This window comes from Halobellus sp. GM3, from assembly GCF_052545375.1.
The window spans coordinates 44,643-65,773 of the sequence record NZ_JBQWLT010000011.1 but is presented as its reverse complement, the minus strand read 5'-3'; the positions used below and the strand labels follow the sequence as shown (position 1 = coordinate 65,773).

The following is a 21,131-nucleotide window of genomic DNA, read 5'->3' as shown; positions in this document are numbered from 1 at the left end:
CCCATGTCCATCGACAAAGACGCAGCCGCACGGCGTATCATGGACCAGTTCGGTGAGGAGAGTCGCATCCCCTACCTCAACATCGAGGAAGGCGACGTCGGCGTCCTGATCGCCTTTCCGATCGTCGGCCTGTTCATCGCCGGCCTCACCGGCATCGAATCACTTGCCCTGCCGTTCGTCGCGGGTGGCTTCGGGTTCGGCGTCGCGATCGTCTACGTCTCGCCCGACCACCTGAATGCGTGGACATGGGCCAAAGACGTCTATCGCTACGTCAAGCGCCCCAAGATCACGTTCAGCGCCCCGGAGGAAGCCGACAGTAATACCAACGAAACAGAGCGCAACGGGGGCGGGCTCGCGAACTACACGCCGTTCAAGCCCGACGAGCGGACACAGGACCTCACGAACATCGAGCGGGCGTGGCCGGGCGCTGGCGCGATCCAGCGTGCCGACGGGACGATGGAGGCGTTCATCGAGATCGACCCCGGCAACATGGACTTCGCGATGTCCGACGACTGGGCACAGCTCCAGGACGCCGGCGAGGAGTTCGCCAATAAGGAACTGGACTCGAAACTCAAACTCCACGCGACGACCCGCTCGTTCCCGGTCGAACAGATCACGGAAAACATCGAAGACCGCCTGAACGACGAGGACGTCAAAGAAAATCCGATCTTCCGGGAACTCCTCGAGGAGTATCGAGAGACGCGGCCGAAGGAGATGCGCGACCGTGGAATCCAGCAGGTGCGGTACTACATCGGCGTCCAAGTCACCCCGCTGGAGGTCTATGACCGCTTCCGAGACGAGGGGACGCCGGCCGAGAAGCTGACGCAGTTCCCCGTCATCGGGTTCCTCTTCAACCCGTTCGTGACCCGCCGAGAGGACCTCACCGACGTCGAGCGCCGCGCACAGATGTTCGAAAAGCTGGATAGCCGGGTCAACGACGTGCGGTCGGAGTTCATCCAGCAGGCCTCAGGCTGGTCCGCTCGGCGGCTCAGCACGGTCGAGCTTTTCGTGTTGAATATGGACTTCTGGAACGGCCGCGAACACGATTACGAGGACGCAGAAAGCGTCGTTCGCGAACAACCTATCATCGGCGACTCGCGCCGGGAGGATGCCCACGATGCGTAACCTTGTCCTTCAGACGGGCAGCGGAGCCGTCGGCCAGCTCACGGAGTGGGTCACGAATCCGACCTCAGCTGAAGGAGCGGCCCTCTACATCCTGCTCGCGGTACTGGTCGGGATCGGCGGGAAATTCCTCTGGGACTGGTACACCGACGACAACGAGGAAGAGGTCGAGTTCTCGGACCTCCTCGACGAGGAGACCATCGAACAGGGCGCGGCCGAACGCAAGCTCCTCGACGACATCGCCGAGTCACACAAGACGGTGACGGCGCCGGCGGCGATCGAGTGGGAGACGCGCGCAGCACGGGTCGGCGAGCAGTGGACGACGACACTATACATCGCTGACTACCCGGACTACCCCAACGACGGCTACCTCTCCGAGCTCTTCGAGATGACGGACGTGCAGTTCGATTTGACGGCCCACATCACGCCGAAGAACCAGGAGCGTGCGCGGAACGAACTGCAGGATATCGCTGACGACCTCCAGGTGGACGCTGACCTTGAACAGAGCGTGCGGAGTGCCTACCTACAGGAACGTGCCAACGAGGCCGCAGCGACGTACAAGGCTGTCGAGAATGGCGCGAACGTCTTCGACCAAGGGATGTTCATCACGGTCCGGGCCGACGAGAAGGAGGAACTCCGCGACGCCGTCCAGAAGGTCAAGAGCGCGCTCCGCGACGATCCGGCGAACCTCACACCGAAGACGGCGATCTGTCGACAGGACCTTGCCCTTCAGTCCGCCGCGCCCATCGGCGACAACGAGTTCGGGCGGACGTCGATTGCGCTCGGCGGCGCCGTCGGCGCGCTGCTGTCCTCGCCGCACAACGCGACGATTCTCGAGGAGGGCGGCGTCGAGTTCGGGATTCACAAGGACAACCAGAGTCCCGTGGTCATCGACCCGTTCGCGCGGGACAACGGGTACGCGATGTTCACCGTCGGTGACACGGGGTCGGGGAAGTCATTCAGTTCGAAGCAGAACTTCATTCGCTCCATCGAGCAGAGCAAGGATCGTATCGGCATCATCCTCGAGCCGCTGAACAACTGGGCCGGCGTCGCAGAAGCCCTCGACGCCAAGCGGATCACCGTCGGTGGGACGCTCGGCCTCAACCCCTTGGAAATCCGCGAGACGCCGGAGCACGTCCAGCGAGCGATGGGTGAGGACGCCAGTCCGTTCAACGAGAAGCTCGATGACGCGATGAGCTTCCTCACGAACTTCTTCGCGCTCCGTGGCATCTCGCTTGGCGACCGCCGGACGACGCTCGAACTCGGGCTCAAGCGTGCCTACAAGCGCCAAGGAATCACCGACGACATCTCCACGCACAGCAACCCGAGCCCGACCATCCGCGATATGATGGACGTCTTCGAGGATATGGTCGACGACCCCGAGGAGTTCGTCGTCCGGTCCGACGAGGAGGCCGGGAAGATCAAGGAGGACGCGACGTGGCTCCTCGATCAGCTCCGCCCCTTCGAGGACGACGGTCGCCACGCCAATCTCGGCCAAGAGTCCGACTTCGACATCCGGGACGAGAAGGTCATCTATCTCGACCTCGCCCAACAGGAGGGCAGCGTCGACAGCAGTACGGCGCTGACCATGCAGCTGCTCATCTCGCTGGTCTACGAGCGCGCGAAAGTCTCGGACAAGGAGGTCGTGTTCTACATCGACGAGGCGCGCTACATCATGCAGGACGCCGCGAGCCTGGCGTTCCTCGAAACAGTGTTCCGGCACCACCGCCACCACGACCTCTCGATCCGGCTGGTCACACAGACCGTCGACGAGTTCTTCGAGCACGCCGAATCCGAGGCGATCCTGGATCAGTGTGCAGTCAAGCAGTTCCACCGCCTCGACGGGATGGACGAGGAGTGGGCCGACGAGTTCGGGCTGAACTACGCGCAGATGCGGTTCGTACAAGACGCGGTGCCCGGCAACGAGGACGCCGGCTTCTCCGAGGCCCTCGTGGGCGTCGACGGCGAGTGGCGGGGCATCCAGGTCAAAGCGATGCCCAAGGAGAAACAGGTCATCGACTTCGACCCGACTTCCCAAGTTCGGTCCTCGCTGCCCGGCGCCGGCGACGACGCCGTCGATACCGAGATGGATGAGTTCCAGGAAGAACTCGAGCATCGAGCAACGAACGGAACGAACGAAACGAGCGGACCGAACGAGGAATCAGACGCCGTCGAAGCTGAGCCAGACGGCGGGTCAACGGAGGACACCAACGATGGCTGAGTACCTGCGCGTCACGCCGACATCCGAGCGACTTGACCCGGAGAGTATCCCCCGAGTCCTTGACAGTCTCCACAAGCTGACCACGCCCGGCTCGTCGGGCCTCGGGGCGAAGCTGAACCCCCTCCAGAGTGAGACACCACCCCGGTTCGAGTTCCTCGCAATCAGTGATGGCCCGGACGACCCGGTGGAGTTCTTCTACGGGGCCGATGCGCACCTCGATACGCTCGAGAAGCGCCTCCGCTCCATCTATCCGGCCACGTTCGACATCGAGCGCGTCGACATCGACGTCGCCGCTCGGCTCATTCAACCAGTCGAGTTCACACCGCCGGAATTCATCGAACACTACGAGTCCGGACGGCTGCAGTACGAGTTTGGCCCGGCAGAACAGTACGATATCGTCGACGAGGAATCAGCGGACGCCGAGTTATCCGAAGCAGACCCCATTGTCGACGGCGGTACGGCAGCCACGAAAGTCCCCGACAGTCACGTGATGATCGGGGACTCAGCCCTCGAACTAGCGCCGCCCGATGCACTTCCAGACGACGAGGAAGAGCGACGGGCCATCGAGAAGCCGACGATGACACCGGCGGGAACGATTCTGGCTCGCCCGGCACAAGACGCTGTCTCGCCGCTCGGGGTTCGGTGGTGTGGTGCCGCGTCGCGGAAGCAGGACTGGATGACCTCGCTGACGCCGTTCACGGCAGAGGAAACGAACGGCGATCTCTCGTCCGTCGACGAGCCCGGCGCGGCACTGGCGTCGCTGATCGACCACCTGATGGAGGCGACAGCGCCGACCGCGTTCCAAGTCGTCTTCCAACGGCGTGCTAGCTGGCAGTCCGACGCGGAGGTACGGAAAGAGGACCTCGTCGACGGCCGCGACACGTTCTTCCAGGAGGTCGTTGGGTCGTTGCTCGAGGTCGAGGAGCATCGGAGCGACCAGGACGACCGACAGCTCAGCGAGGCCGTCGAGAAGCGGATCGAGTACATCGACGCGAAGAACGCCAAACGGTCGTTCACGGTCAACATCCGGGCCGTCGGCGTCCCCACCGACGACACCCGCGACGACCTCGATGGCCGGATGGACTCGCTCCTCCCCGTGTTCGACCCGCTCGATGGACCGTTCTACGAGGTCGAGGGGAAACGCCTCCGAGACAGCGGCTTCCGTGAGAAAACGAAGGAGAAGAAGGCACGGGCCGCTCTCCAGCGCCTCCTCAATCGCGAGTTGACGACGGGCCGGGGGAAGACCCGCCCCGAGCTGGTCCTCAGCGGGACGGAGCTCGCGAACTTCGTCCTCGTCCCCTCCTCCGAACAGTTGACCGTCGAAGGGACGCGGGGAACGAGGGCCGAACAGCAGAGTCGGAATCCGCTCCCGTGGCCGAACCCGGATCTGATCCAGCAGTTCCAAGACGGGATGGCCATCGGGTACGCGCTCGACGAGAACGGTGAGCCACGGCCGGACCCCATCCGGATCCCGCCGGACCTGTTGCCGACGCATTACGGCCGGTTCGCGTCGACGGGTGGCGGGAAGTCGAAGGCCATCATCAACGACACGCTCTCGCTCCGCGAGACGACGGGTGGCCCCGTCGTCCTCGTCGACCCGAAGGGCGACGGGATGTGTGAGAACTACCTGCGCTGCCACTACGAACGATTCGGTGGTTTGGACGACGTCTACCACTTCCGCGTCCCGGAGACGATTCCCGCGTTCTCGTTCTTCGACATCCGGCCCACGCTCGAAGCGGGCCGCAACCGTGAGGACGCGATTCAGGACAAGGTCGACCACTTCCACGATATCCTCCGTATGATTATGGGCCGCGAGCAGTACGGCCAGGCGTTCGTCGCGAACGAGATCCTGAGTTACCTAATCAAGGCGCTGTTCGACGAGGAGTACGGGAACGACGTGTTCGGGCTGGACGACCTCTTCGCCGCCGCCCTCCGGATGCAGCGCGACCAGACGATTCCCCCGGTCTCAGCGGACAACCAGAACATCGAGGAATCGCTGACGCGCCACTTCGCGAAGGACAACCACCAGTTCCAGGTGTCGATGGACGCCGTCGGGAACCGCCTCGACAAGCTCAAAGAGGACGCGCATCTCCGGCGAATCTTCAGCCACGTCCCTGAGCAGAACGACGCCGGCGAGTACGTCGACAACCGCTTCGACTTCCGCGAATTCCTCGACGAAGACGCTACCATCATCTTCGACCTCGGCGACCTCCGGCCGGAGGCACAGCGAGCGATCACACTCCTGCTGTTGAGCAACCTCTGGGACGCCGTGCAGGTTCGCCGTCGCGACGGTCAGACCGACTACGAGAAGCTCACGAACCTCATCATCGAGGAGGCGGCGCCGGTCGCGTCGACGAAGCTCGTCTCCGAGCAGCTACTGCCGCAGGGCCGATCGTTCGGGCTGAGTATGGGGCTCGTGATGCAGTTCCCCGAACAGGTGCGGAACCGGAACGAGCGAGCCTACGACGAGGTGCTGAACAACATCAAGACGAAGCTCATCGGCAACATCTCGATCGAGCGCGACCTCGCGGAGTCGCTTGCCCACGAGGACCTCAGCCCGACCGAACTCCGCAACCGAATCAACACGCTTCCGAGCGGCGAGTGGATCGCACAGCTCCCGAGCCCGTCCTTCGGGGAGACTGGTCCGCCGCCGTTTTCGTTGAAGCCCCTCCCGATTGCGCCGGGGCATCCAGAAAGCGACCAGCCGCTCACAGAGCCCCAAGAAGACCATTTCGAGTCCGTGTCCCGGCCACGGATGGTCGAGCGGACACAGGCCCAGCACGGGCTAACAGAGCCGACTGAGTCGAGCACTGCTCCGGAAGAGACTGGCTGGGGGAGTTCGGGGGCCGAGACGACGGGCTCGGCTGCCGACGGCGACTCAGGAACGGACCCGACGCAATCCGCGTTCATCAGCAAATCGACGACCGAAGATGCGTCGACGTCGACCACGCCGACCGAGACGGACAGCGACCCAGATGCAGACGAGTCAGAGATAAGCCCCCTGTTCGGGCAGGCCACCGAAACGGACGAGGACCCAGCTGGTGACCAAACAGCGGAGCCGGAGAACGGGGCAACGCCCGTCCAGGAAAGCAGCGTGCCCGTTCCCGATGACGAACTCCGACAACGCGGGCTCAGCCGTGACGACGTCCGGTTCCTGAATCGGGTTCTCGACGTGATGAACCGAGAGGACGACGAGTACACGCTACTGGACAGGATGAGCCAGCTTCGGGACGAATACGACGACCTCCATGTGGAGCGGCTCACGGAGCAGGACCTCCTGGAAGCGGACTCCGCGGCCGGGCGCAAGTACTACACCGTCCTCCCGGACGGTCGAGACCTCCTCGGGAGAGAATTGAAGGCGGGGCCAGGAGCGGGCGATCTCGGCGAGAAAACGCCACACAAGGTTGGCGTCCGGCTCCTCGAGCTGTGGCTCCAGCAGCGGGATGACGTCGTTCGCGTGGAACCGTACTACGAAACTGACGACGGCACGGTACTGGACGTGGCCGGCTTCGACGCGGACGGCGATCTCGTCTGGGCCGGCGAAGCAGAGCTCGCGAGTAACAACCGGCACGCCCCGGTCGAGGATTACGACAAACTCCGCGCGGTGGACGCCGACGCGATCTGGGCCTTCAACAATCGCGAGACGGCGCTCGACGTCCTGGATAGCCTTGCCGACGCGGATCGGATCGACGAGCGGGTCAGCGGGCGGGCGGCACGGTCGTTCGCGACCATCAGAGACGCCGTCGATGACTTCGATGCTGCGGGCCTGACCACCGTTCGGGGCTTCAAAAATCTCGATCAGGAACTTAACCCATGACCTGGCGACAGGCGACCCGCGAGGAGATTTACGCCTACTACGCCGAAGAATTCCCCCGCTATCTGGATGACCTGCCGGAATTCATCACGGCGACCGGCCCGAAACAGTACGCCATCGCCTTCCGAGAGTCCCACCCGGTTCGCAAAGATGAGGTGCCGGACAAGGACTTCATCCGGCGGGATACGTGGCAAACAGATGCTTCGGGGGACCGAACGACGCCCGAGTTCGACGACTTCGAGGACGTCGTTGAGTTCATTCGGCACCCAGCTCGCAACGACCCGCTGGGACGGAGCAAGTTCGCACTCGCTGATCCGGAGGTGCTAGAGCAGCCGGACCCACGGCCAGACGCCGTGTACTACGCGCTGGATCACTGGGAACGACCCTGGGTCCTTCTCGTCGACATCGACGCGAAAGAGATCGCCCGAGACCGAGCGGACGAGATGGTGTCGGCGGACGTCGACAGTCGGGACGACGATGCGCTCCTCGACGCTGCAGGTATCCTCGACGCCGCTCCCGAGGGGTATCCGTACGCCTTCGAAGACGTCGACCGCGCCATCGAGTACGGGTTCGAGGTGCGCGACATCTTCGAGGACGATTTCGACGCCGAGGAAACGATGGTCGTCTACAGCGGGCAGGGTGTCCACGTCTACCTGCTGGATACCGACCCGGCGCACCGATACGACGAGCAGAGTCGCGAAGTGTTGAACGACCTCCTCCTCGAGACGTACGACATCCCGATCGATCCCGTCGTGACGGCCGACCGCCGGCGTGTCGCTCGCCTGCCCTACTCGCTGCACGCCGACGTCTGTAGCATCGTTCAACCAATCGAGAGTCCGGCGTTCGACGTTCGGTCGGCGACACCCGAGGTGATCGACGAATGAGTCCGAGTACCCCCACCGACGACGAGGACATGGCGTATCGGGTTGCGGCACTCCCGCTGGAGTACGGTGAGACCCGCATCAACCAGCTGTTTACGCGTGGCTACAACCGATACGTCGTCGACGGCGAGGACCAACCAGAGGACCTCGTGAACGACGTCGAGCGGTTCGGGACGGCGGCGTTCAAAGAGCAGGTCCGTGTCGACGCCGCCGAAGAGCCGTTCGTCGACGAACCGGGGACGCTCGCCGTGCTCGCGACGCTGAGTGCGATCTGTGTGAAAGAAAACCCGAAGTTCGAGCACGCGTCACCACGGAACATTCAGGTACTCTACGACATCCGAGAGCTGTACGTCAACAATCTCGCCTCCCTCATTCGAGCCCACGGCGATGGGTCGCTCCAACAGGACATCGCCGACGTGCTGTACAGCAAGGAGCCCGGTGAAGATGGCCCGCATCCGGGTCGGGTCTGTACGGGCATCACAGAGATGCCGGAGTTCGGGGAGGGCCTGTACCTCGAAATCCCGATGGCGGCGGCGTCACGCAAATGTCTCGTTCGAGCGGAGGGCGAGTCATCGACGGGGAGTGACGATGGCGGGGAGATACTGACGCGAGTGAAGGACAACAACCTGTACGTCCCGGTCGGTGATTTCGACAGCAAGTATCGGGACTACGCTGAGCGGGCATTCAAGAAGCTCCTGCGGGTGCAAGAAGACGGACTCTCCGACGACCAGCTATCGTGGCTGACCACGAACGAGTCGGCGATTACGGAGCGGATCGACCGCTTCCTCGAGACCGGCCATCACGAGCGAATCTGGCGGAACTGGGACCGTGGAGAACGGACGATTCGCGTCCTCCGGCGGGCCCTGAGTGACGCGCCCGACGACGTGGCGCAAACGGGCGAGTTCCAGACGGCGAAAGAGCTCTATCGAGCGGTCACCGCGTATGACGCCGAGGACGACTGGGAATCCTCTGTAACGGACTGGATCTCGAGTCCGAGCAGTCTCGCGAAGACGCTGGCCGACCACGAGTCCAACTCGGCTGTCACCATCGACCGCGACGGGCGCGTCAATACCTACCGAATCAGGCGAGCCGGAACCGGCGCCGAACAGATCGAAGTGCGAGAGATCGAGGACCTCTTTGAACTCCCCTGTATGGCGAATATGGAGGAGCGGCTACACGAGAAGAAGCCTGTTCGAAAGGATCTCTACAACTTCGCGCGGATGGTGATGTGGCTCCCGCAGTACCAGGACAGCAGCCTTGACGAGATCGTCGCGGACCTCAAGGACGTCTTCTCCCGGTGGCCGTGGTACGACGAGCAGGAGACCGAGTACCAGGTCCGCTACGAGTTCTCGAACACGATCGACGGCGACACGCCGTTGCCGATGAACTGCGATAACGACGATCTCCAGCGGTACTGCATCGGCCAAGACCAGTGTCCCTACTCGATCTGGGGCAGTCTCCCGTTCCCGGACGAGATGTACGAGCAGGTTGAGGAGGAGTCCGCCGGCCCCACTGAGCAATTCTGATTCAGAGAGTGGGGTATGGCAGCAGTCTATCGTTGGCTTCGCACCGGTATAGTCCTATAATCATACAGTCAATGATAGAAACACCACCCTCAGCAACAGCTTATGACGATTGGATCAGCTCGTCCAATTCATCCACAATCCACCCTCCAGTAGCCCCCTTTGCAACAATTTCGTGACGAACTCCATCGTTGTACACTAACTCTAGCTCCCGGTGATATTCCGGCCCAGAGCGCCCCTCAATCATCGCCTCCAGACGCCGTAACATGAACTCACTATACTTCCACGGCAATGATCCCTCTTCATACTCTCTCAAGTCGCTACACCTCGTGAATAGGATTTCCGTGATATACTTCTTGAACTGGTGTGGAATCTCTTCAGTCGTCAGAATCTCCTGGTGACACGACAACATAATCTCTACTGCCGACTTAGGAATGGTCCCACCTCGATCACGCCGATACGATTCTAGCGCTATGAATTCCTCAAAGTCGCCATCCCCATCCTTCACATCATACTCGTCGTTTTTAACCAGCCGTTCCATAATCCGGAGTAAATCTCCCATGTTACTGATCATCTCATACATAAATCGGGAGTAGTCGTTCGGCCATTCGCTATCTGGATCAGTTTCCTCCGTATTCTCGTAGTTCTCGCACATTAGGCGCGTCATCGATTCGTAATAATACAACCACATATGCCAGTCAATTCGCTGGTAGAACGCCTCACGCACCATAATATCAAAGAAACTGATGGCGATGAAGAGCGGGTCGTTAAACACGTAGTCCTTCGAGCGATTCACGGATGTCAACCGCTGAGCGTTGTACTTATCGTAGTCCTTCGTTCCCTGATCGCGCAGCATCTCTTTGGCCGTATCCCCGACCGGCTTGTACGCATCTAATTCCTCAGCACGAGAGCAATCCGAGAACAACGCATGCAACAACCGATTATCGGGATCAACTCGATATCGGTAGATCCCGGCCATCGACATATTATTCGAGATTTCTTGATACAGCAAGCTGTTTTCTTCTCGAAGGAGCGTTGTGAGGTACTGGTGCGTAACGTCTCGACGCCGAAACCCGTCGAGGTCGGTGTCTAAGATGATGTCAATCCCGAGCCCAGGGTCAAGAATTGGGTGTTTAGCGCCGAATTCAGGGTCCAACAGCAGAGTTTCTGTGTAACTGGAGGCGTCTTCTGCCGAGTCTGCAAGCCGGTACCGTAGCGCTGCGAGGTAGTATGTTGCTTGCCGACGCTTCAGTTCAAAGATGTCTCGTACACGCTCACGAGCAGTTTGCTCTGCGTTATCTTCCTCTACATATTCGATCAAAGGCGAAGAGTCATCGAGTTCTTCTGCTTCTTCTTCAGTCTCGATAAGGGTGTGTGTGACTGTAATATCGATGTCTCGCCATTGTTGTTCACTCGGTGGAGTGGGTTTCTTCGGGTGGTCGATAAGGGGTGTATAGTTGTCCCGAAGCACTTCCACGAGCGTAGCGTATTCGCCCCGGTTGTAGAGGTCTCGAAGTGTGGATAAGAGCATTTGTTCGTTGCGAATACGCACGCTTTTGCTTAGGAAGACTCCGAGGAATATGCCCATGATCGTGATGGCCGCAGCTAACTGGATGAATTCGATTTCGAGAGCAGTGATTTCGATAGGGGATTGTGTGTAAGAGGTGGTCAGGCTCCAGAGTGTGGTTTTGTCGGTGTTCTGTAAGTAGATGCTTCCGGCGTAGCTCGCTAGAACGGTCAGTCCGAGAGCTGTGAGAAGGGCTGCAAAAGGTTTGTTCCAGAGTGTATAGGTAACTCGGAGCTGTCGATAACGCGGTAGAACGCTGTAGATGGCGACAATGGTGGCGAAAAGTGTGAATATAAATAATTCCGCCATTTTCCAGGGAGTGGTTCTCGAGGTTTATTAACTGTAAGTATTTGCACAGCCGTCTATCCAGCGACAATCAGATGGAACATCAAGCAAGATACGCGCCCCGTGTTCAGCACGTCAGCTGAAACCAATCAAAGTAGATGAATTATAAGAATTTCTTAGATAGTAGAAACAGATTCCACTAGAACCCCGTCGAGCAATTGTCAGCGGCTAGCACGGCCGGAATCGAGGGAATCGGGGATATTCCACAATTCGAAGTGCCGAGTCGGAGGATCTCGAGAGATTCAGTCCAGGTGAAGCAACGATTCAAAGTTATCCAAATACGGCCGTAATCACCTTCGTTACCCTGCTGTCGAGCAATTTTTGAGATTACGGCATTACTCCGGAACTCGTCGAGGTATTTTCTACCGCCTCAAATCGGCCCGACGGAGTTCTTCTCCGATTTGAGGGCGTCATATTGTCTTACATATCGCGGTTTTCGTCCAAAGAAAGAGGCGATATGCAGTGTGCGAAGGCCGCCGGCTCTCTCAGGCCGAGGGGCCCCCTCACAGGGGTAGCGGAATTACGGAATTATCAGATTTAGCGCATTGGTTGACAGGGTGCGTTTCGGTGGGGTCTGTTGCCCCCGCGAGGGGGTGGCGGGGCGCATCACGTGCCCCCGATAGACGATGGCTTCGGAACAACGCAGCAGGGAACGAGCAGCGGATCATGCAGGAACTACCTCCGACGATGAGGCGCCGTGGGCGGACCTCGAGATGGCGGTTCCGACCGACCGGGATCACGCGTCGGTCGTCGCCCTCGTGGAGTGTGCCCTCGTCGAGCTCACACACGAGGCTGTGGGCGCCGTCTTCGTCTCCCGACAGTTCGGGCGGTCGACGCGGACGCAGTACGTCGCCGCCGACGACGTCGGCGAGCAGTTCCAGAAACGGCACTTCGACGACCGGCTTGGCTGGCACGAGACCACTGTCCCTCGACGAACCGTTCGCGACGAGCTCATCACCCAGCTCACGCGGTCGGCCTCAACGCCGGCAGAGGGGGCAGGTGAGAGAGCAGCCAGCGAGCCAGACACCTTCGTCGTGAAGCCAGTTCGAGAGCTCCGAACGCCGTAGCAGCTAGCCTTAACCAACACGCCGAACCGATACCGGCACAGTGTTGGTTAACGCTGGGGCTGAATCCACTCCCTCGCCCCCACCCACCGCCCGACTCCTCGAGTGAGTGAATCCTGGCGACCGGTCGGCTCGAATGGCCGTCGCGACGGGTTTTATCGGGCCACTATTCGTCAAGAGCGAGTATGGTCGTCGTCGAGGAGCTCACCAAACTGAGCGAGCGCCGTACCCAAACCTCGTCCGAGGCGTTTCCGGACGATGCGCTGACGTCGATTCGGGCGGCTGTCGAAGCCGTCCCGGCCAGCGTCTTCGACGACTCGACGAAACACACGGTGGTCGGTGGGTTCGATGCCGCGATCGCCGACAAGCTCTCGCAGTACGAGTACGAAGGGGACGCCGCCGGCGGCTACAACCCGAACTGCAAGCTCTGGTCGCATCAGGGGTTTAACTACAGCGTCGATCTCTACGACGCCGACGCCCGCATCGCCATCGAGGTCGAGAAGAGCGAGCGGAAGAACGTCAGCGATGACCTCCTCAAGTTCCAGAAGGGATACCGCACCCAGAAGGACGGCCGGCCAAAGATCGAGTTCGGCTGTCTGGTTGTGCCAGTAAACTACCTGGGCCAGCATAACCTGTACCAGCACAGTCTGACCAAGCTCGACTTTATGAAGGGCGTCCTGTTCATCGACGATGTCGCCGTCATCGGCTATCGCGATCCACGACCGGACTAGACGCTGTCTCTCCTGACTGTTTGTCGGCGCCGGGAGGCGTGCAGCGCGCGACAGTGTGCGCTGTGTGACTCATTATGCCTGGTCCCGATCCGCACGACGACACGAGTCGCGACTACGAACGGTTCGAGAAGGAACAACTCGCCCAGGACCGCGACGCCATCGGCGTCGACACGGCGGACGTCGACGACGCGACGGCCCAGCGCCTGGTCAGCGACCTCGTCGACGCGGACGTCGTCACTCCGGTTCCCGAGGACCAAGTTCTGGTTCACGAGCCGAGCGGTACCGCGTTCGACTCATCGACGCAGCTAGCCGTCTTCCATCGTGGCTGGACGGCTGACCGCGACGCCGACGCGGAGGGCGAGTGATGCAGCAAACCCTCGTCGGCTGTGCATTCTGCGACGCGCCGCCCGGTACCGAGACTGGCGAGGCCCACACCTGGGGGCAAGACGAGCGGGTCACGCACCCGATCTGCGTGGACTGTGCCATCCAGACCGAGCCGGATCCCGACGAGTGCGATCACGTCGCCTGTGACGGCTGTGGGCTGGCCGTCGACACGCTCGCGGCGCTCACGCGATTCCGTGTCGAACTCGGGCATCTGGAAGGCCCGTTGCAGCTGTGCGCCCGCTGTAGTCCGGGTGGGCTCGCGACGTACTGGACGCGCGACCTCGAAGAGCATCTCGTCGCGACGCCGGCAGAGTGACCCCAACACTCTTTACTGATTCGCTGTAAACTGTAATCAAGAACGAATCGTGTCACGCACTTCAAATCGCGCCGACGGCGACATCGTCCAGGACTTTCTCTCGGTCGCTGACCTTCTCGAGGAGCCACAGCTCGCCCAGCTGTACGCGTACCTCGCTAGAGAGGGCGAGGCGACCGTCCAGGACGTAATGGACGACCTCGAGCTCGCACAGGGAACCGCTTACAGCTACGTCAATCGGCTCGTCGATGCCGGCGTCGTCGACGTCACCGACGACGGGCAGCCGCGCCGGTACGCCGCCCGGGAGATCGACCTGACCGTGACGACGGCCGCCGGCGACCGCGAGTACACCATCACGCCGGCGCTGATCGACGCCGTCGGCCGCCGCGAGACGGACGCCGACATCGACACCTACATCGACCGCCACGGCGTCGCCGGCCTCGCGACCGCGCTCACCTACGCCGTCGCTCGGGAGCGTGGGGAAGTGACCCACCGGCTGATGGCGGAGGACCTCGACATCTCGCCGCTGGCGGCGGAGATGATCCTCCAGGCGCTCCGGCCCGTCGTCCACGAGCACTACGACATCGAGGCGGCGGGCGTGTCGCTCGACGGGTTGGGCGTCGACGACGACGCGTGAGGACGACGGTGACTCAGTAAAATTCGTGCACGGCTTCCGGTCCATCGAAGATATTTGCTCGGACGACAGCTTACGTTATTTCGGTTCCTGGTTTCGGGCGTCGAGTTCACCAGCGAGGTACTGCTCTCCTTCTCGGGTGATGTCGTAAACGCCGTTGCCCAGGTGGACGACGAGGCCATATTCGACCAGCGTCTTGCAGCGGGCGTTGATGTGTTGGCGGGAAAAGCGTACGCGATCGCTGTCCGCCATTTCCTTCGGGGTGTCAGGGCCGTCCTCAGAGAGATGCTCCAGAATGCGGTCATCAGCGCGAGACATCCAGTCGGCGTCAAAGCGCATAATCGCTTCTGGTTGCGCCGACGCTATCCCAAACGCGCTAAGTCAAGTAGCAAAGCGTTACGCTCCTGTGGTTGACTCCAAACGTTTTAAGCGCCAGCCACCCTAACTCCCGAGCGTTCAGATGCATTCCCCTCCATCGGACAGTTCGGGCGGATCGAATGACCTTCTCGTAGAGATTATTGAGACGCTGGAGACGTGTGGACTCGAGGACGATTCCTACCAGCTCCACGATTACGTCGACCCCGATGCGCTCGAACAGGTGATCGCCTCCGCCGATGAGAACATCACCGTTCAGTTCACTGTCGAGGGGATCCCACTCGATGTATCACCGGACGGTGTGGACGTCATCGTCGAGGACGAATCGCAGTCCGTCGGCGAATAACGACGTGCGGGTCCGAGATAGGGATCATTCCTGAAAGCCCTCGGCCGCTCGACGTCCCGCGACCACCGCTGCGCGCCTCGTCCCTGCGGTGCTTGCGGGGTCGGGGGACGGCCGAGGCGGCCTCGCCCTTTTTGAGTCCGCCAGGACAGTGGATGGCCCACCGAGCGACGTAGCCGGCTGAACGGGTGCGTACGTGACGGCTCGCCCCGCTCGCCGCTGCCGCCCTCCGCGTCGCTCGCGACCGACCATTCCGGGCGTGCGGGCGCTCTCCGCACCGCCCGCGCCCGTTCCGGGCTAAAGTGCATGTGCCCTCGGCGCCAGCGGGTAAGCGCGAGGGGTTGCGCGGCGTAGCTGCTCACCCCCCACGCTTACTCCGCTGGCCGCTCGCTCCGGGCGGGTCGGCGCGCGGTGCTGGTTGGGGCCACCTCATGCAGGCGCGCTCTCGCTCGCGCCCGGTAGGGCGCTCGCGAAGGCGCGAGCGAGAGCGCGCAGATGGTTCTGTCGGTCGTTGTCGTCGGAAAACCGCGATGTAGGAGCATCGCGGAGTCGGCGCGTGAGCGCCTTCGGAGTTGGTGAACTCCAATGTCTAGTAACAACGCTAGCGGAAAGGTCGTTACGGTCGATGAACAGGCATTCGAGAAAGCGGGCGGTCAGGCCGTCGATGAAGACGGCTTCCCGGTCGTCGACGAGACGCCGGAGTTCGAGGCCGCGGTCGAGCAGGAGACGCAGGCGAAGGTGGATGCGAACCACCCGGACGGAATCGCGGACACGAGCGAGGACCGGATTCACGGCGTCACCCTCGAACAGGAAGAGCGCATTCGGGCGCGGGAAGCCGAACTGGAGCGCATCAGTGCCCAGGCCGAGCTGGGCACGCAGGACGGTCGCGAGCAGCGCACGCGAGAGGTCGTCAGCGAGCAGTGTGGTCGTGACGATCCGGCGCCGGCGGAGCGCACGGATCCCCGAGAGAAGCTGACGCAAGACGAACTCGCGGAAGTCAACGAGCAAGCCATGCGGATCAGCGACGAAGTGAAGGGCGGCTGGTCGAGAGCGGTCGTCGCGAAGCAGCTGGCCGAGAAGGTGCAGCGCGGGCAGGACGTCACGAAGGCGGTGCTGGAGACCCTCGAGGAGTTGAAGGCGGCGCCGGGGGCGATCGTGCCCATCGCGGACGTGCCGGACGTCCCGGTCGGTGAGGTGACGGTCGAAGGAACCATCGAGACGCTCTGGGAACCCTCCTCCACAAGCATCCAACAAGTCGGGCTGATAGCAGATGACAGCGGGAAAATCAAGTTCACCTGCTGGGAGAAATCCGGGCAGACGGTGGTGCGTGAAGGTCAGACAGTGCGGTTCCGGGCAGCAGCCAAGAACTGGTACGAAGGTCGGTGCTCAATCGCGCTGACCGGGTGGTCGCGGATCGAGTTCCCGGAGCGCGGTCGGTGGTGGGAAGAGTAGCCAGCTGACACAGCCTTCTTTTTTTGCTGTGTGCCGGACCGACCCAGACCCCACCGCCCCACCCACCGCTCCGTGCTCGCTCCTAGCGTCGCTGCGCGCGCAGCCACGACCTCGCTCACCGGTCCAACATTTATCTGGCAAACCGAGGGAAGGAGTGTGCGACTCGGGCGAGTTTATCGGGCCCCCAGAAGGGTGCGGGCGTACGAGCGCTCCGGGTAAGACAGATGACTGGTGAAGGTGAGCTAACCTGCGATGTCTGTGGAAAGTCCTTCGACACCAAGGACGCGCTGGGCGGCCACAACAGTAGCCACAGCCGCCGTATCTCAGACACCCAGTTACTGACCGAGATAGACCAGCTCGTCGACGACCTGGGTCGTTCTCCAACAGCTACAGAGATGAATGAGCTGGGAGCATATTCAGCTGGAACGTACAAAAACCGATTTGGCAGCTGGGCAGAGGCACTCCAAGAAGCGGGATACGAACCGGTGAAGCAACACCGGGTATCCAAAGACGCACTCATCGACGAAATCAGGCGGCTCGCAACGGAGGACGGATCGCCGCCAACGGCGGCCGACATGCGCTCGGAGGGCGAGTTCACGGTCACAATCGCGCAGAATCGCTTCGGGAGCTGGAACGAAGCGCTGGAGGCAGCTGGGTACGACCCCAACCATCGGCATCGGATTTCGGATGCAGAATTACTCGAAGAGATCCATCGGCTTGCCGACGAACTAGGGAAGATCCCCACAGCGCAGGAGATGAAAGACCACGGAGAGTTCTCGCATCGACCCTACTTTACTCGCTGGGAGGGCTGGCAAGCTGCGATCCGAGCAGCTGGCTACGAACCGGTCGGCCGTCCAGACGGCCCAGACCATCACAACTGGAAAGAACAGTCAGTCCACGAGTGGCGCAAGTACGGGGACAACTGGGATGAACAACGTCAGAAAGCGCTTGAACGCGACGACTATACCTGTCAAACGCCGGGCTGTGAGTGGACGCAGGAGGCGCATCTCGAGACATTCACGAGAGGACTCCACGTGCATCATATCCGACCGCTAAGCGCCTTCGGCGACGACGAGAGTGAGGTGGATTTCGACCGGGCCAACCGGCTGGATAACCTCGTTACGGTGTGCGCCGAGCACCATCATCTCTGGGAGCGGGCATCTCCGCTCCGACTCGATACGCGATGAGTCTCGCAACTGCCGGCCATTCAACGAATTTCTGATCGAATGGCGAAAAGGTAAGCGGTGACCTGGTGAGTTACTTCTGCCAGACCAGCCCAGGCCCCGCCGCCCCACCCTCCGCTCCGTGCTCGCTCCCTACGGTCGCTGCGCGCGCAGCCACAACCGGAGGTACAGCCATTGAAGGTGTTTAGCGAGGGGGAAGGTCACAGTCGCGCTAGATGACGAGAGGCTACACGTCAGGTAAAAGAATTAGAGAACTGACTCTCAAACACCAATAAGTACCTCCCATGTCGATTCTGTGTATAAGCGATATTCAGTGGGAAATCCCTGACACGGATACCTTGAAAACGCTGAAAACAGAGATTTCTGATGAGGATCCCTCACTGGTACTCTTTGCAGGAGATGTGATCAATGACGGGATGAACAGTGAGGAACATACCTCCGAGTTCATCGAGCTACTGGAGCACTTGGAGGAACTGGAGATCACGTCTTTCACGATAGAGGGGAACCACGACGAGTATTCGAATTATGAAGCGGTCGTAGAGCGAACCGAGGATCTGGAGTACGCAAGGGAGATATCCGGGGAAGTAGCTGATTTTGACGGTCTACAGGTTCTGGGAGTTCCGTATTCCTATACACATTATCTCCGGGAGGCACGGCAGTTGGGTGACGAGTTTTCAGGAAGCTACGATATCGTATTAGCGCACGCAGAGACATCCCGGAGGATCTGGCTTCTGAACCTTGATACCCGGTTTATCGTCACGGGGCACGTCTCTGAGCAACTCTGCAAAATCCAAAATCATATCTTCGTGTCGATGGGCTCATTCCCCAGCGATAGAGTGGTCTTCAGCTCTGGTTTGAACAAATTATTGTACCGGCGTCATTCAGACTCGTTCTTTTCCAGTCAAGGCGTGTACGAGGCTGAAGTGAGGGTTGAGGATGGTGAATTGGTCTGGATGCGTGACGAGCATGAGGAGGATAGAGTGGGTTTGAGAAAGCTGAGTGACTCTGATTATCCTGAACGGTTTGAGAAGCTGATCTCGGCCAAGAAGAGGATTCAGGAAGAAGATGAAGAGGAGGAAAGGAGGATTATCGAATCGTTGCTGGACAGCGGGATTCCGAAAACTCATATCCGGGAGTACATCAACCGCTACGATTTCCTGTGAGCGGTGTTTTTAGATCAGAGTCGGTACGGGATGTAGGATGACTAGGGCCAGGGATGCAGCAGTCAACTTCAGACACTGATCCAGTTTCTTCAGTTTCTCATCATTCCTGGTCCGGTTTCCTTTGAAGAACATCTCCGGATCATCAGTTTCCTCGTTGCCCGTGATCACCGTGAGGTAGGATTTGACGAGTTCACGTCGAACCGGTTCCGGCGGATCATCGATGTATTGCAGATAATCTTCTTCATCCAGTCCTGGTCTGTGGTAGTCCCGGACCCAGAGAGCTGAGATTCCGTTGACCACTGAGATCAGTGCGACCGCCATCGCCGCGTAGTGCATAATGTTGAGGCTGGAGAAGATACTGACTACGGAGACGATGATTGCGTCAACGGTCAGTACGGTACCGATCTTGGATTCGACTGAAGTTCGCCGGTCTGATTCTTCCTGGTATCGGAGCCGGATTTCTTCGAGGGCCAGCTGAGACAGATCTACATCACCATCACTGCTGCCATCTTCTTCGTCGCTGCCCTCGTCGTCGGTCATTCAAAATTCTCTGCCACACTCATCACAGATGCGGTCTCCCTTGTTTTTCTTGAGGGTGCTGAAACTTGACTCGTCCTTGCACTTTGGGCATATAGGCATGGCTATGTCGTTAGAAGGTTTCTCCGCATTCGTCGCACGTTCGTTCGTCTTTCTCTTCTCCGTCCGCAAGCTCGGCGCTGTGGGTCAGTGCTCCGTCTTTACAGTCAGGGCACAACGGCATCGTTTTAGAACGTCTCTCCGCACTCGTCACACACCTGTTCTGCGTTCTGGATCAGGCCTGTCATCGCGTCATCTCGACAATCAGGGCAGAGAGGCATTCTTGTACCGGGTAGTACCCATTTACAGTTAATAAGGATTTGGCGGCATCGGTCCCCCAGGAAGGGGTTACAGTCCTGCAGAGAGTCTATTGTCCCCTCAATGGGTGAGGGGCGCGCCGAACTGGCGGGTTCCCGAAACACGGTGAGAACGATGGCAACTAGAGACATCTACGAAACTGGCTTCGACGAAGACGTCCGAACGGAATCGAGTGCGAACCAGTGTCCCGAGTGCGACGGCCGGGTCACCACGAACGCGGCCGAAACGGTCTGCGAGGACTGTGGCCTGGTCATCGACGAACAACGCATCGATCACGGACCGGAGTGGCGGACGTGCGACGACGAGTGCGAACGAACGGGTGCTCCACTCACTGCGGCCCGCCACGATCGCGGCCTGTCGACGGAAATCGGTCGCGGCACTGACGCGAAGGGGAACGAGATCTCTGGGCAGAAGCGACGGCGACTCGCCCGGATGCGCCGTGAGCAGACCCGCGGTCGCTGGCGGTCGAAGGCGGAACGGAATCTCGCACACGGGCTGGGCGAGGTGCGTCGGTTGGCGAGTGCCCTCGAGGTCTCCGATTCGGTCCGCGACCAGGCGTGTCAGCTCTTCCGGAGCGCCCAAGACGAGGATCTGCTTCGTGGCAGATCCATCGAGGCCATCGCCGCGGCCAGCGTCTACGGGGCCTGCCGGTGTAACGGCCTCTCGCGGTTAGTGGACGACGTCAGCGAGATGGCCCGCGTCGCGGAGTCGCGGGTCACGAACGCGTACAAAACGCTGAACGAAGAGCTGGGCCTCCCCGCTGAGCCCGTCTCCCCTAGCATGTTCGTACCGCGACTCGCCTCGGACCTCGAGTGTACGGACGAGATCCGACAGCGGGCCCGAACTCTGGCGGAGCAGGCCGAGGAGCGCGGCGTCACGACGGGCGTCCATCCGGCCGGGTTCGCAGCGGCCTGTCTCTACAAGGCCGGTCGCGAGGAGGGGCGATGGCTGACGCAATCCGAGGCCGCGGACGTGGCGAACGCCTCGAAGGCGACCGTCCGGGCACACCGGGATACGTTGGAGGAACAGGTCGCCTGAGGCAGATCACGGTCTCTCCGTCTGTACTGCACATCGTTCTATCCACGCTACGATTTAAACACGAAGACGAGCGAAGTTCTCTG

At 60.8% G+C, this 21,131-nt stretch carries 18 protein-coding genes; 15 read left to right on the top strand and 3 right to left on the bottom strand.

Going from position 1 to position 21,131, the window contains the following annotated elements; translation table 11 throughout:
- Positions 1 to 3 precede the first annotated feature (3 nt).
- From ACT3HL_RS15300 to ACT3HL_RS15280, 5 genes are read left to right on the top strand one after another with little or no spacing between them, the layout of a single operon-like run.
- Positions 4 to 1,125, top strand: a complete 1,122-nt coding sequence (locus tag ACT3HL_RS15300; protein WP_445087638.1) for a hypothetical protein — start codon at positions 4 to 6, stop codon at positions 1,123 to 1,125.
- Positions 1,109 to 3,343 carry a VirB4 family type IV secretion system protein gene (locus ACT3HL_RS15295; protein WP_445087637.1) on the top strand — a complete coding sequence of 745 codons (2,235 nt, stop codon included), beginning with the start codon at positions 1,109 to 1,111 and terminating at the stop codon, positions 3,341 to 3,343. Before ACT3HL_RS15300 ends, ACT3HL_RS15295 begins: the two co-directional genes overlap by 17 nt.
- Positions 3,336 to 7,160: an ATP-binding protein gene (locus ACT3HL_RS15290; RefSeq protein ID WP_445087636.1), complete on the top strand. Its 3,825-nt coding sequence runs from the start codon at positions 3,336 to 3,338 to the stop codon at positions 7,158 to 7,160. Before ACT3HL_RS15295 ends, ACT3HL_RS15290 begins: the two co-directional genes overlap by 8 nt.
- On the top strand, positions 7,157 to 8,041 hold the full coding sequence (locus ACT3HL_RS15285) for a DNA primase (protein ID WP_338906467.1): 885 nt from the start codon (positions 7,157 to 7,159) through the stop codon (positions 8,039 to 8,041). The genes ACT3HL_RS15290 and ACT3HL_RS15285 overlap by 4 nt, the downstream gene beginning before the upstream one ends.
- Entirely contained in the window at positions 8,038 to 9,564 is a 1,527-nt protein-coding gene (locus tag ACT3HL_RS15280) for a primase-associated protein (RefSeq protein ID WP_445087635.1), read from the top strand. The genes ACT3HL_RS15285 and ACT3HL_RS15280 overlap by 4 nt, the downstream gene beginning before the upstream one ends.
- A 100-nt stretch (positions 9,565 to 9,664) precedes the next feature.
- Here the strand turns inward: ACT3HL_RS15280 and ACT3HL_RS15275 are convergent, their stop codons facing one another.
- Positions 9,665 to 11,437 carry a hypothetical protein gene (locus ACT3HL_RS15275; RefSeq protein WP_445087634.1) on the bottom strand — a complete coding sequence of 591 codons (1,773 nt, stop codon included), beginning with the start codon at positions 11,435 to 11,437 and terminating at the stop codon, positions 9,665 to 9,667.
- 662 nt (positions 11,438 to 12,099) lie between these two features.
- On the opposite strand from ACT3HL_RS15275, the gene ACT3HL_RS15270 reads away from it, so the two are divergent.
- From ACT3HL_RS15270 to ACT3HL_RS15250, 5 genes are all read left to right on the top strand, one after another.
- Positions 12,100 to 12,540, top strand: a complete 441-nt coding sequence (locus ACT3HL_RS15270) for a hypothetical protein (RefSeq protein WP_284063831.1) — start codon at positions 12,100 to 12,102, stop codon at positions 12,538 to 12,540.
- 182 nt (positions 12,541 to 12,722) lie between these two features.
- Positions 12,723 to 13,268: a hypothetical protein gene (locus ACT3HL_RS15265; protein WP_445087633.1), complete on the top strand. Its 546-nt coding sequence runs from the start codon at positions 12,723 to 12,725 to the stop codon at positions 13,266 to 13,268.
- A 74-nt stretch (positions 13,269 to 13,342) separates the two neighbouring features.
- Positions 13,343 to 13,633 carry a hypothetical protein gene (locus ACT3HL_RS15260; RefSeq protein WP_445087632.1) on the top strand — a complete coding sequence of 97 codons (291 nt, stop codon included), beginning with the start codon at positions 13,343 to 13,345 and terminating at the stop codon, positions 13,631 to 13,633.
- Entirely contained in the window at positions 13,633 to 13,968 is a 336-nt protein-coding gene (locus tag ACT3HL_RS15255; RefSeq protein WP_338906460.1) for a DUF7558 family protein, read from the top strand. Before ACT3HL_RS15260 ends, ACT3HL_RS15255 begins: the two co-directional genes overlap by 1 nt.
- 49 nt (positions 13,969 to 14,017) lie before the next feature.
- Positions 14,018 to 14,602: a DUF7437 domain-containing protein gene (locus ACT3HL_RS15250; protein ID WP_445087631.1), complete on the top strand. Its 585-nt coding sequence runs from the start codon at positions 14,018 to 14,020 to the stop codon at positions 14,600 to 14,602.
- Positions 14,603 to 14,677: 75 nt separating this feature from the next.
- Here the strand turns inward: ACT3HL_RS15250 and ACT3HL_RS15245 are convergent, their stop codons facing one another.
- Entirely contained in the window at positions 14,678 to 14,938 is a 261-nt protein-coding gene (locus ACT3HL_RS15245; RefSeq protein WP_445087630.1) for a MarR family transcriptional regulator, read from the bottom strand.
- Between the two features lie 121 nt (positions 14,939 to 15,059).
- Between ACT3HL_RS15245 and ACT3HL_RS15240 the strand changes: the two genes are divergently transcribed.
- The 4 genes from ACT3HL_RS15240 (at position 15,060) to ACT3HL_RS15225 (ending at position 19,116) form a co-directional block, all read left to right on the top strand.
- Positions 15,060 to 15,320 (top strand): HalOD1 output domain-containing protein, encoded by a 261-nt coding sequence (locus tag ACT3HL_RS15240; protein WP_204749961.1) that lies wholly within the window; start codon positions 15,060 to 15,062, stop codon positions 15,318 to 15,320.
- A gap of 582 nt (positions 15,321 to 15,902) precedes the next feature.
- On the top strand, positions 15,903 to 16,769 hold the full coding sequence (locus tag ACT3HL_RS15235) for a DNA-binding protein (protein WP_445087629.1): 867 nt from the start codon (positions 15,903 to 15,905) through the stop codon (positions 16,767 to 16,769).
- A gap of 224 nt (positions 16,770 to 16,993) precedes the next feature.
- The gene (locus ACT3HL_RS15230; protein WP_445087628.1) at positions 16,994 to 17,956 is read left to right on the top strand and encodes a homing endonuclease associated repeat-containing protein; all 963 of its coding nucleotides are present in this window, start codon (positions 16,994 to 16,996) and stop codon (positions 17,954 to 17,956) included.
- A 281-nt stretch (positions 17,957 to 18,237) separates the two neighbouring features.
- Positions 18,238 to 19,116 carry a metallophosphoesterase gene (locus tag ACT3HL_RS15225; RefSeq protein ID WP_445087627.1) on the top strand — a complete coding sequence of 293 codons (879 nt, stop codon included), beginning with the start codon at positions 18,238 to 18,240 and terminating at the stop codon, positions 19,114 to 19,116.
- A 9-nt stretch (positions 19,117 to 19,125) separates the two neighbouring features.
- On the opposite strand, the gene ACT3HL_RS15220 is transcribed toward ACT3HL_RS15225, so the two are convergent.
- Positions 19,126 to 19,656 (bottom strand): hypothetical protein, encoded by a 531-nt coding sequence (locus ACT3HL_RS15220; protein ID WP_445087626.1) that lies wholly within the window; start codon positions 19,654 to 19,656, stop codon positions 19,126 to 19,128.
- 468 nt (positions 19,657 to 20,124) lie between these two features.
- Between ACT3HL_RS15220 and ACT3HL_RS15215 the strand changes: the two genes are divergently transcribed.
- Positions 20,125 to 21,048 (top strand): TFIIB-type zinc ribbon-containing protein, encoded by a 924-nt coding sequence (locus ACT3HL_RS15215; protein ID WP_445087625.1) that lies wholly within the window; start codon positions 20,125 to 20,127, stop codon positions 21,046 to 21,048.
- Positions 21,049 to 21,131: the final 83 nt, after the last annotated feature.

Excerpts from the sequence above, each read along its gene's own strand:
- ACT3HL_RS15300 (WP_445087638.1), top strand. The coding sequence starts at position 4 with ATGTCCATCGACAAAGACGCAGCCGCACGGCGTATCATGGACCAGTTC.
- ACT3HL_RS15295 (WP_445087637.1), top strand. The coding sequence starts at position 1,109 with ATGCCCACGATGCGTAACCTTGTCCTTCAGACGGGCAGCGGAGCCGTC.
- ACT3HL_RS15290 (WP_445087636.1), top strand. The coding sequence starts at position 3,336 with ATGGCTGAGTACCTGCGCGTCACGCCGACATCCGAGCGACTTGACCCG.
- ACT3HL_RS15285 (WP_338906467.1), top strand. The coding sequence starts at position 7,157 with ATGACCTGGCGACAGGCGACCCGCGAGGAGATTTACGCCTACTACGCC.
- ACT3HL_RS15280 (WP_445087635.1), top strand. The coding sequence starts at position 8,038 with ATGAGTCCGAGTACCCCCACCGACGACGAGGACATGGCGTATCGGGTT.
- ACT3HL_RS15275 (WP_445087634.1), bottom strand. The coding sequence starts at position 11,437 with ATGGCGGAATTATTTATATTCACACTTTTCGCCACCATTGTCGCCATC.
- ACT3HL_RS15270 (WP_284063831.1), top strand. The coding sequence starts at position 12,100 with ATGGCTTCGGAACAACGCAGCAGGGAACGAGCAGCGGATCATGCAGGA.
- ACT3HL_RS15265 (WP_445087633.1), top strand. The coding sequence starts at position 12,723 with ATGGTCGTCGTCGAGGAGCTCACCAAACTGAGCGAGCGCCGTACCCAA.
- ACT3HL_RS15260 (WP_445087632.1), top strand. The coding sequence starts at position 13,343 with ATGCCTGGTCCCGATCCGCACGACGACACGAGTCGCGACTACGAACGG.
- ACT3HL_RS15255 (WP_338906460.1), top strand. The coding sequence starts at position 13,633 with ATGCAGCAAACCCTCGTCGGCTGTGCATTCTGCGACGCGCCGCCCGGT.
- ACT3HL_RS15245 (WP_445087630.1), bottom strand. The coding sequence starts at position 14,938 with ATGCGCTTTGACGCCGACTGGATGTCTCGCGCTGATGACCGCATTCTG.
- ACT3HL_RS15240 (WP_204749961.1), top strand. The coding sequence starts at position 15,060 with ATGCATTCCCCTCCATCGGACAGTTCGGGCGGATCGAATGACCTTCTC.
- ACT3HL_RS15235 (WP_445087629.1), top strand. The coding sequence starts at position 15,903 with ATGTCTAGTAACAACGCTAGCGGAAAGGTCGTTACGGTCGATGAACAG.
- ACT3HL_RS15230 (WP_445087628.1), top strand. The coding sequence starts at position 16,994 with ATGACTGGTGAAGGTGAGCTAACCTGCGATGTCTGTGGAAAGTCCTTC.
- ACT3HL_RS15225 (WP_445087627.1), top strand. The coding sequence starts at position 18,238 with ATGTCGATTCTGTGTATAAGCGATATTCAGTGGGAAATCCCTGACACG.
- ACT3HL_RS15220 (WP_445087626.1), bottom strand. The coding sequence starts at position 19,656 with ATGACCGACGACGAGGGCAGCGACGAAGAAGATGGCAGCAGTGATGGT.
- ACT3HL_RS15215 (WP_445087625.1), top strand. The coding sequence starts at position 20,125 with ATGGCAACTAGAGACATCTACGAAACTGGCTTCGACGAAGACGTCCGA.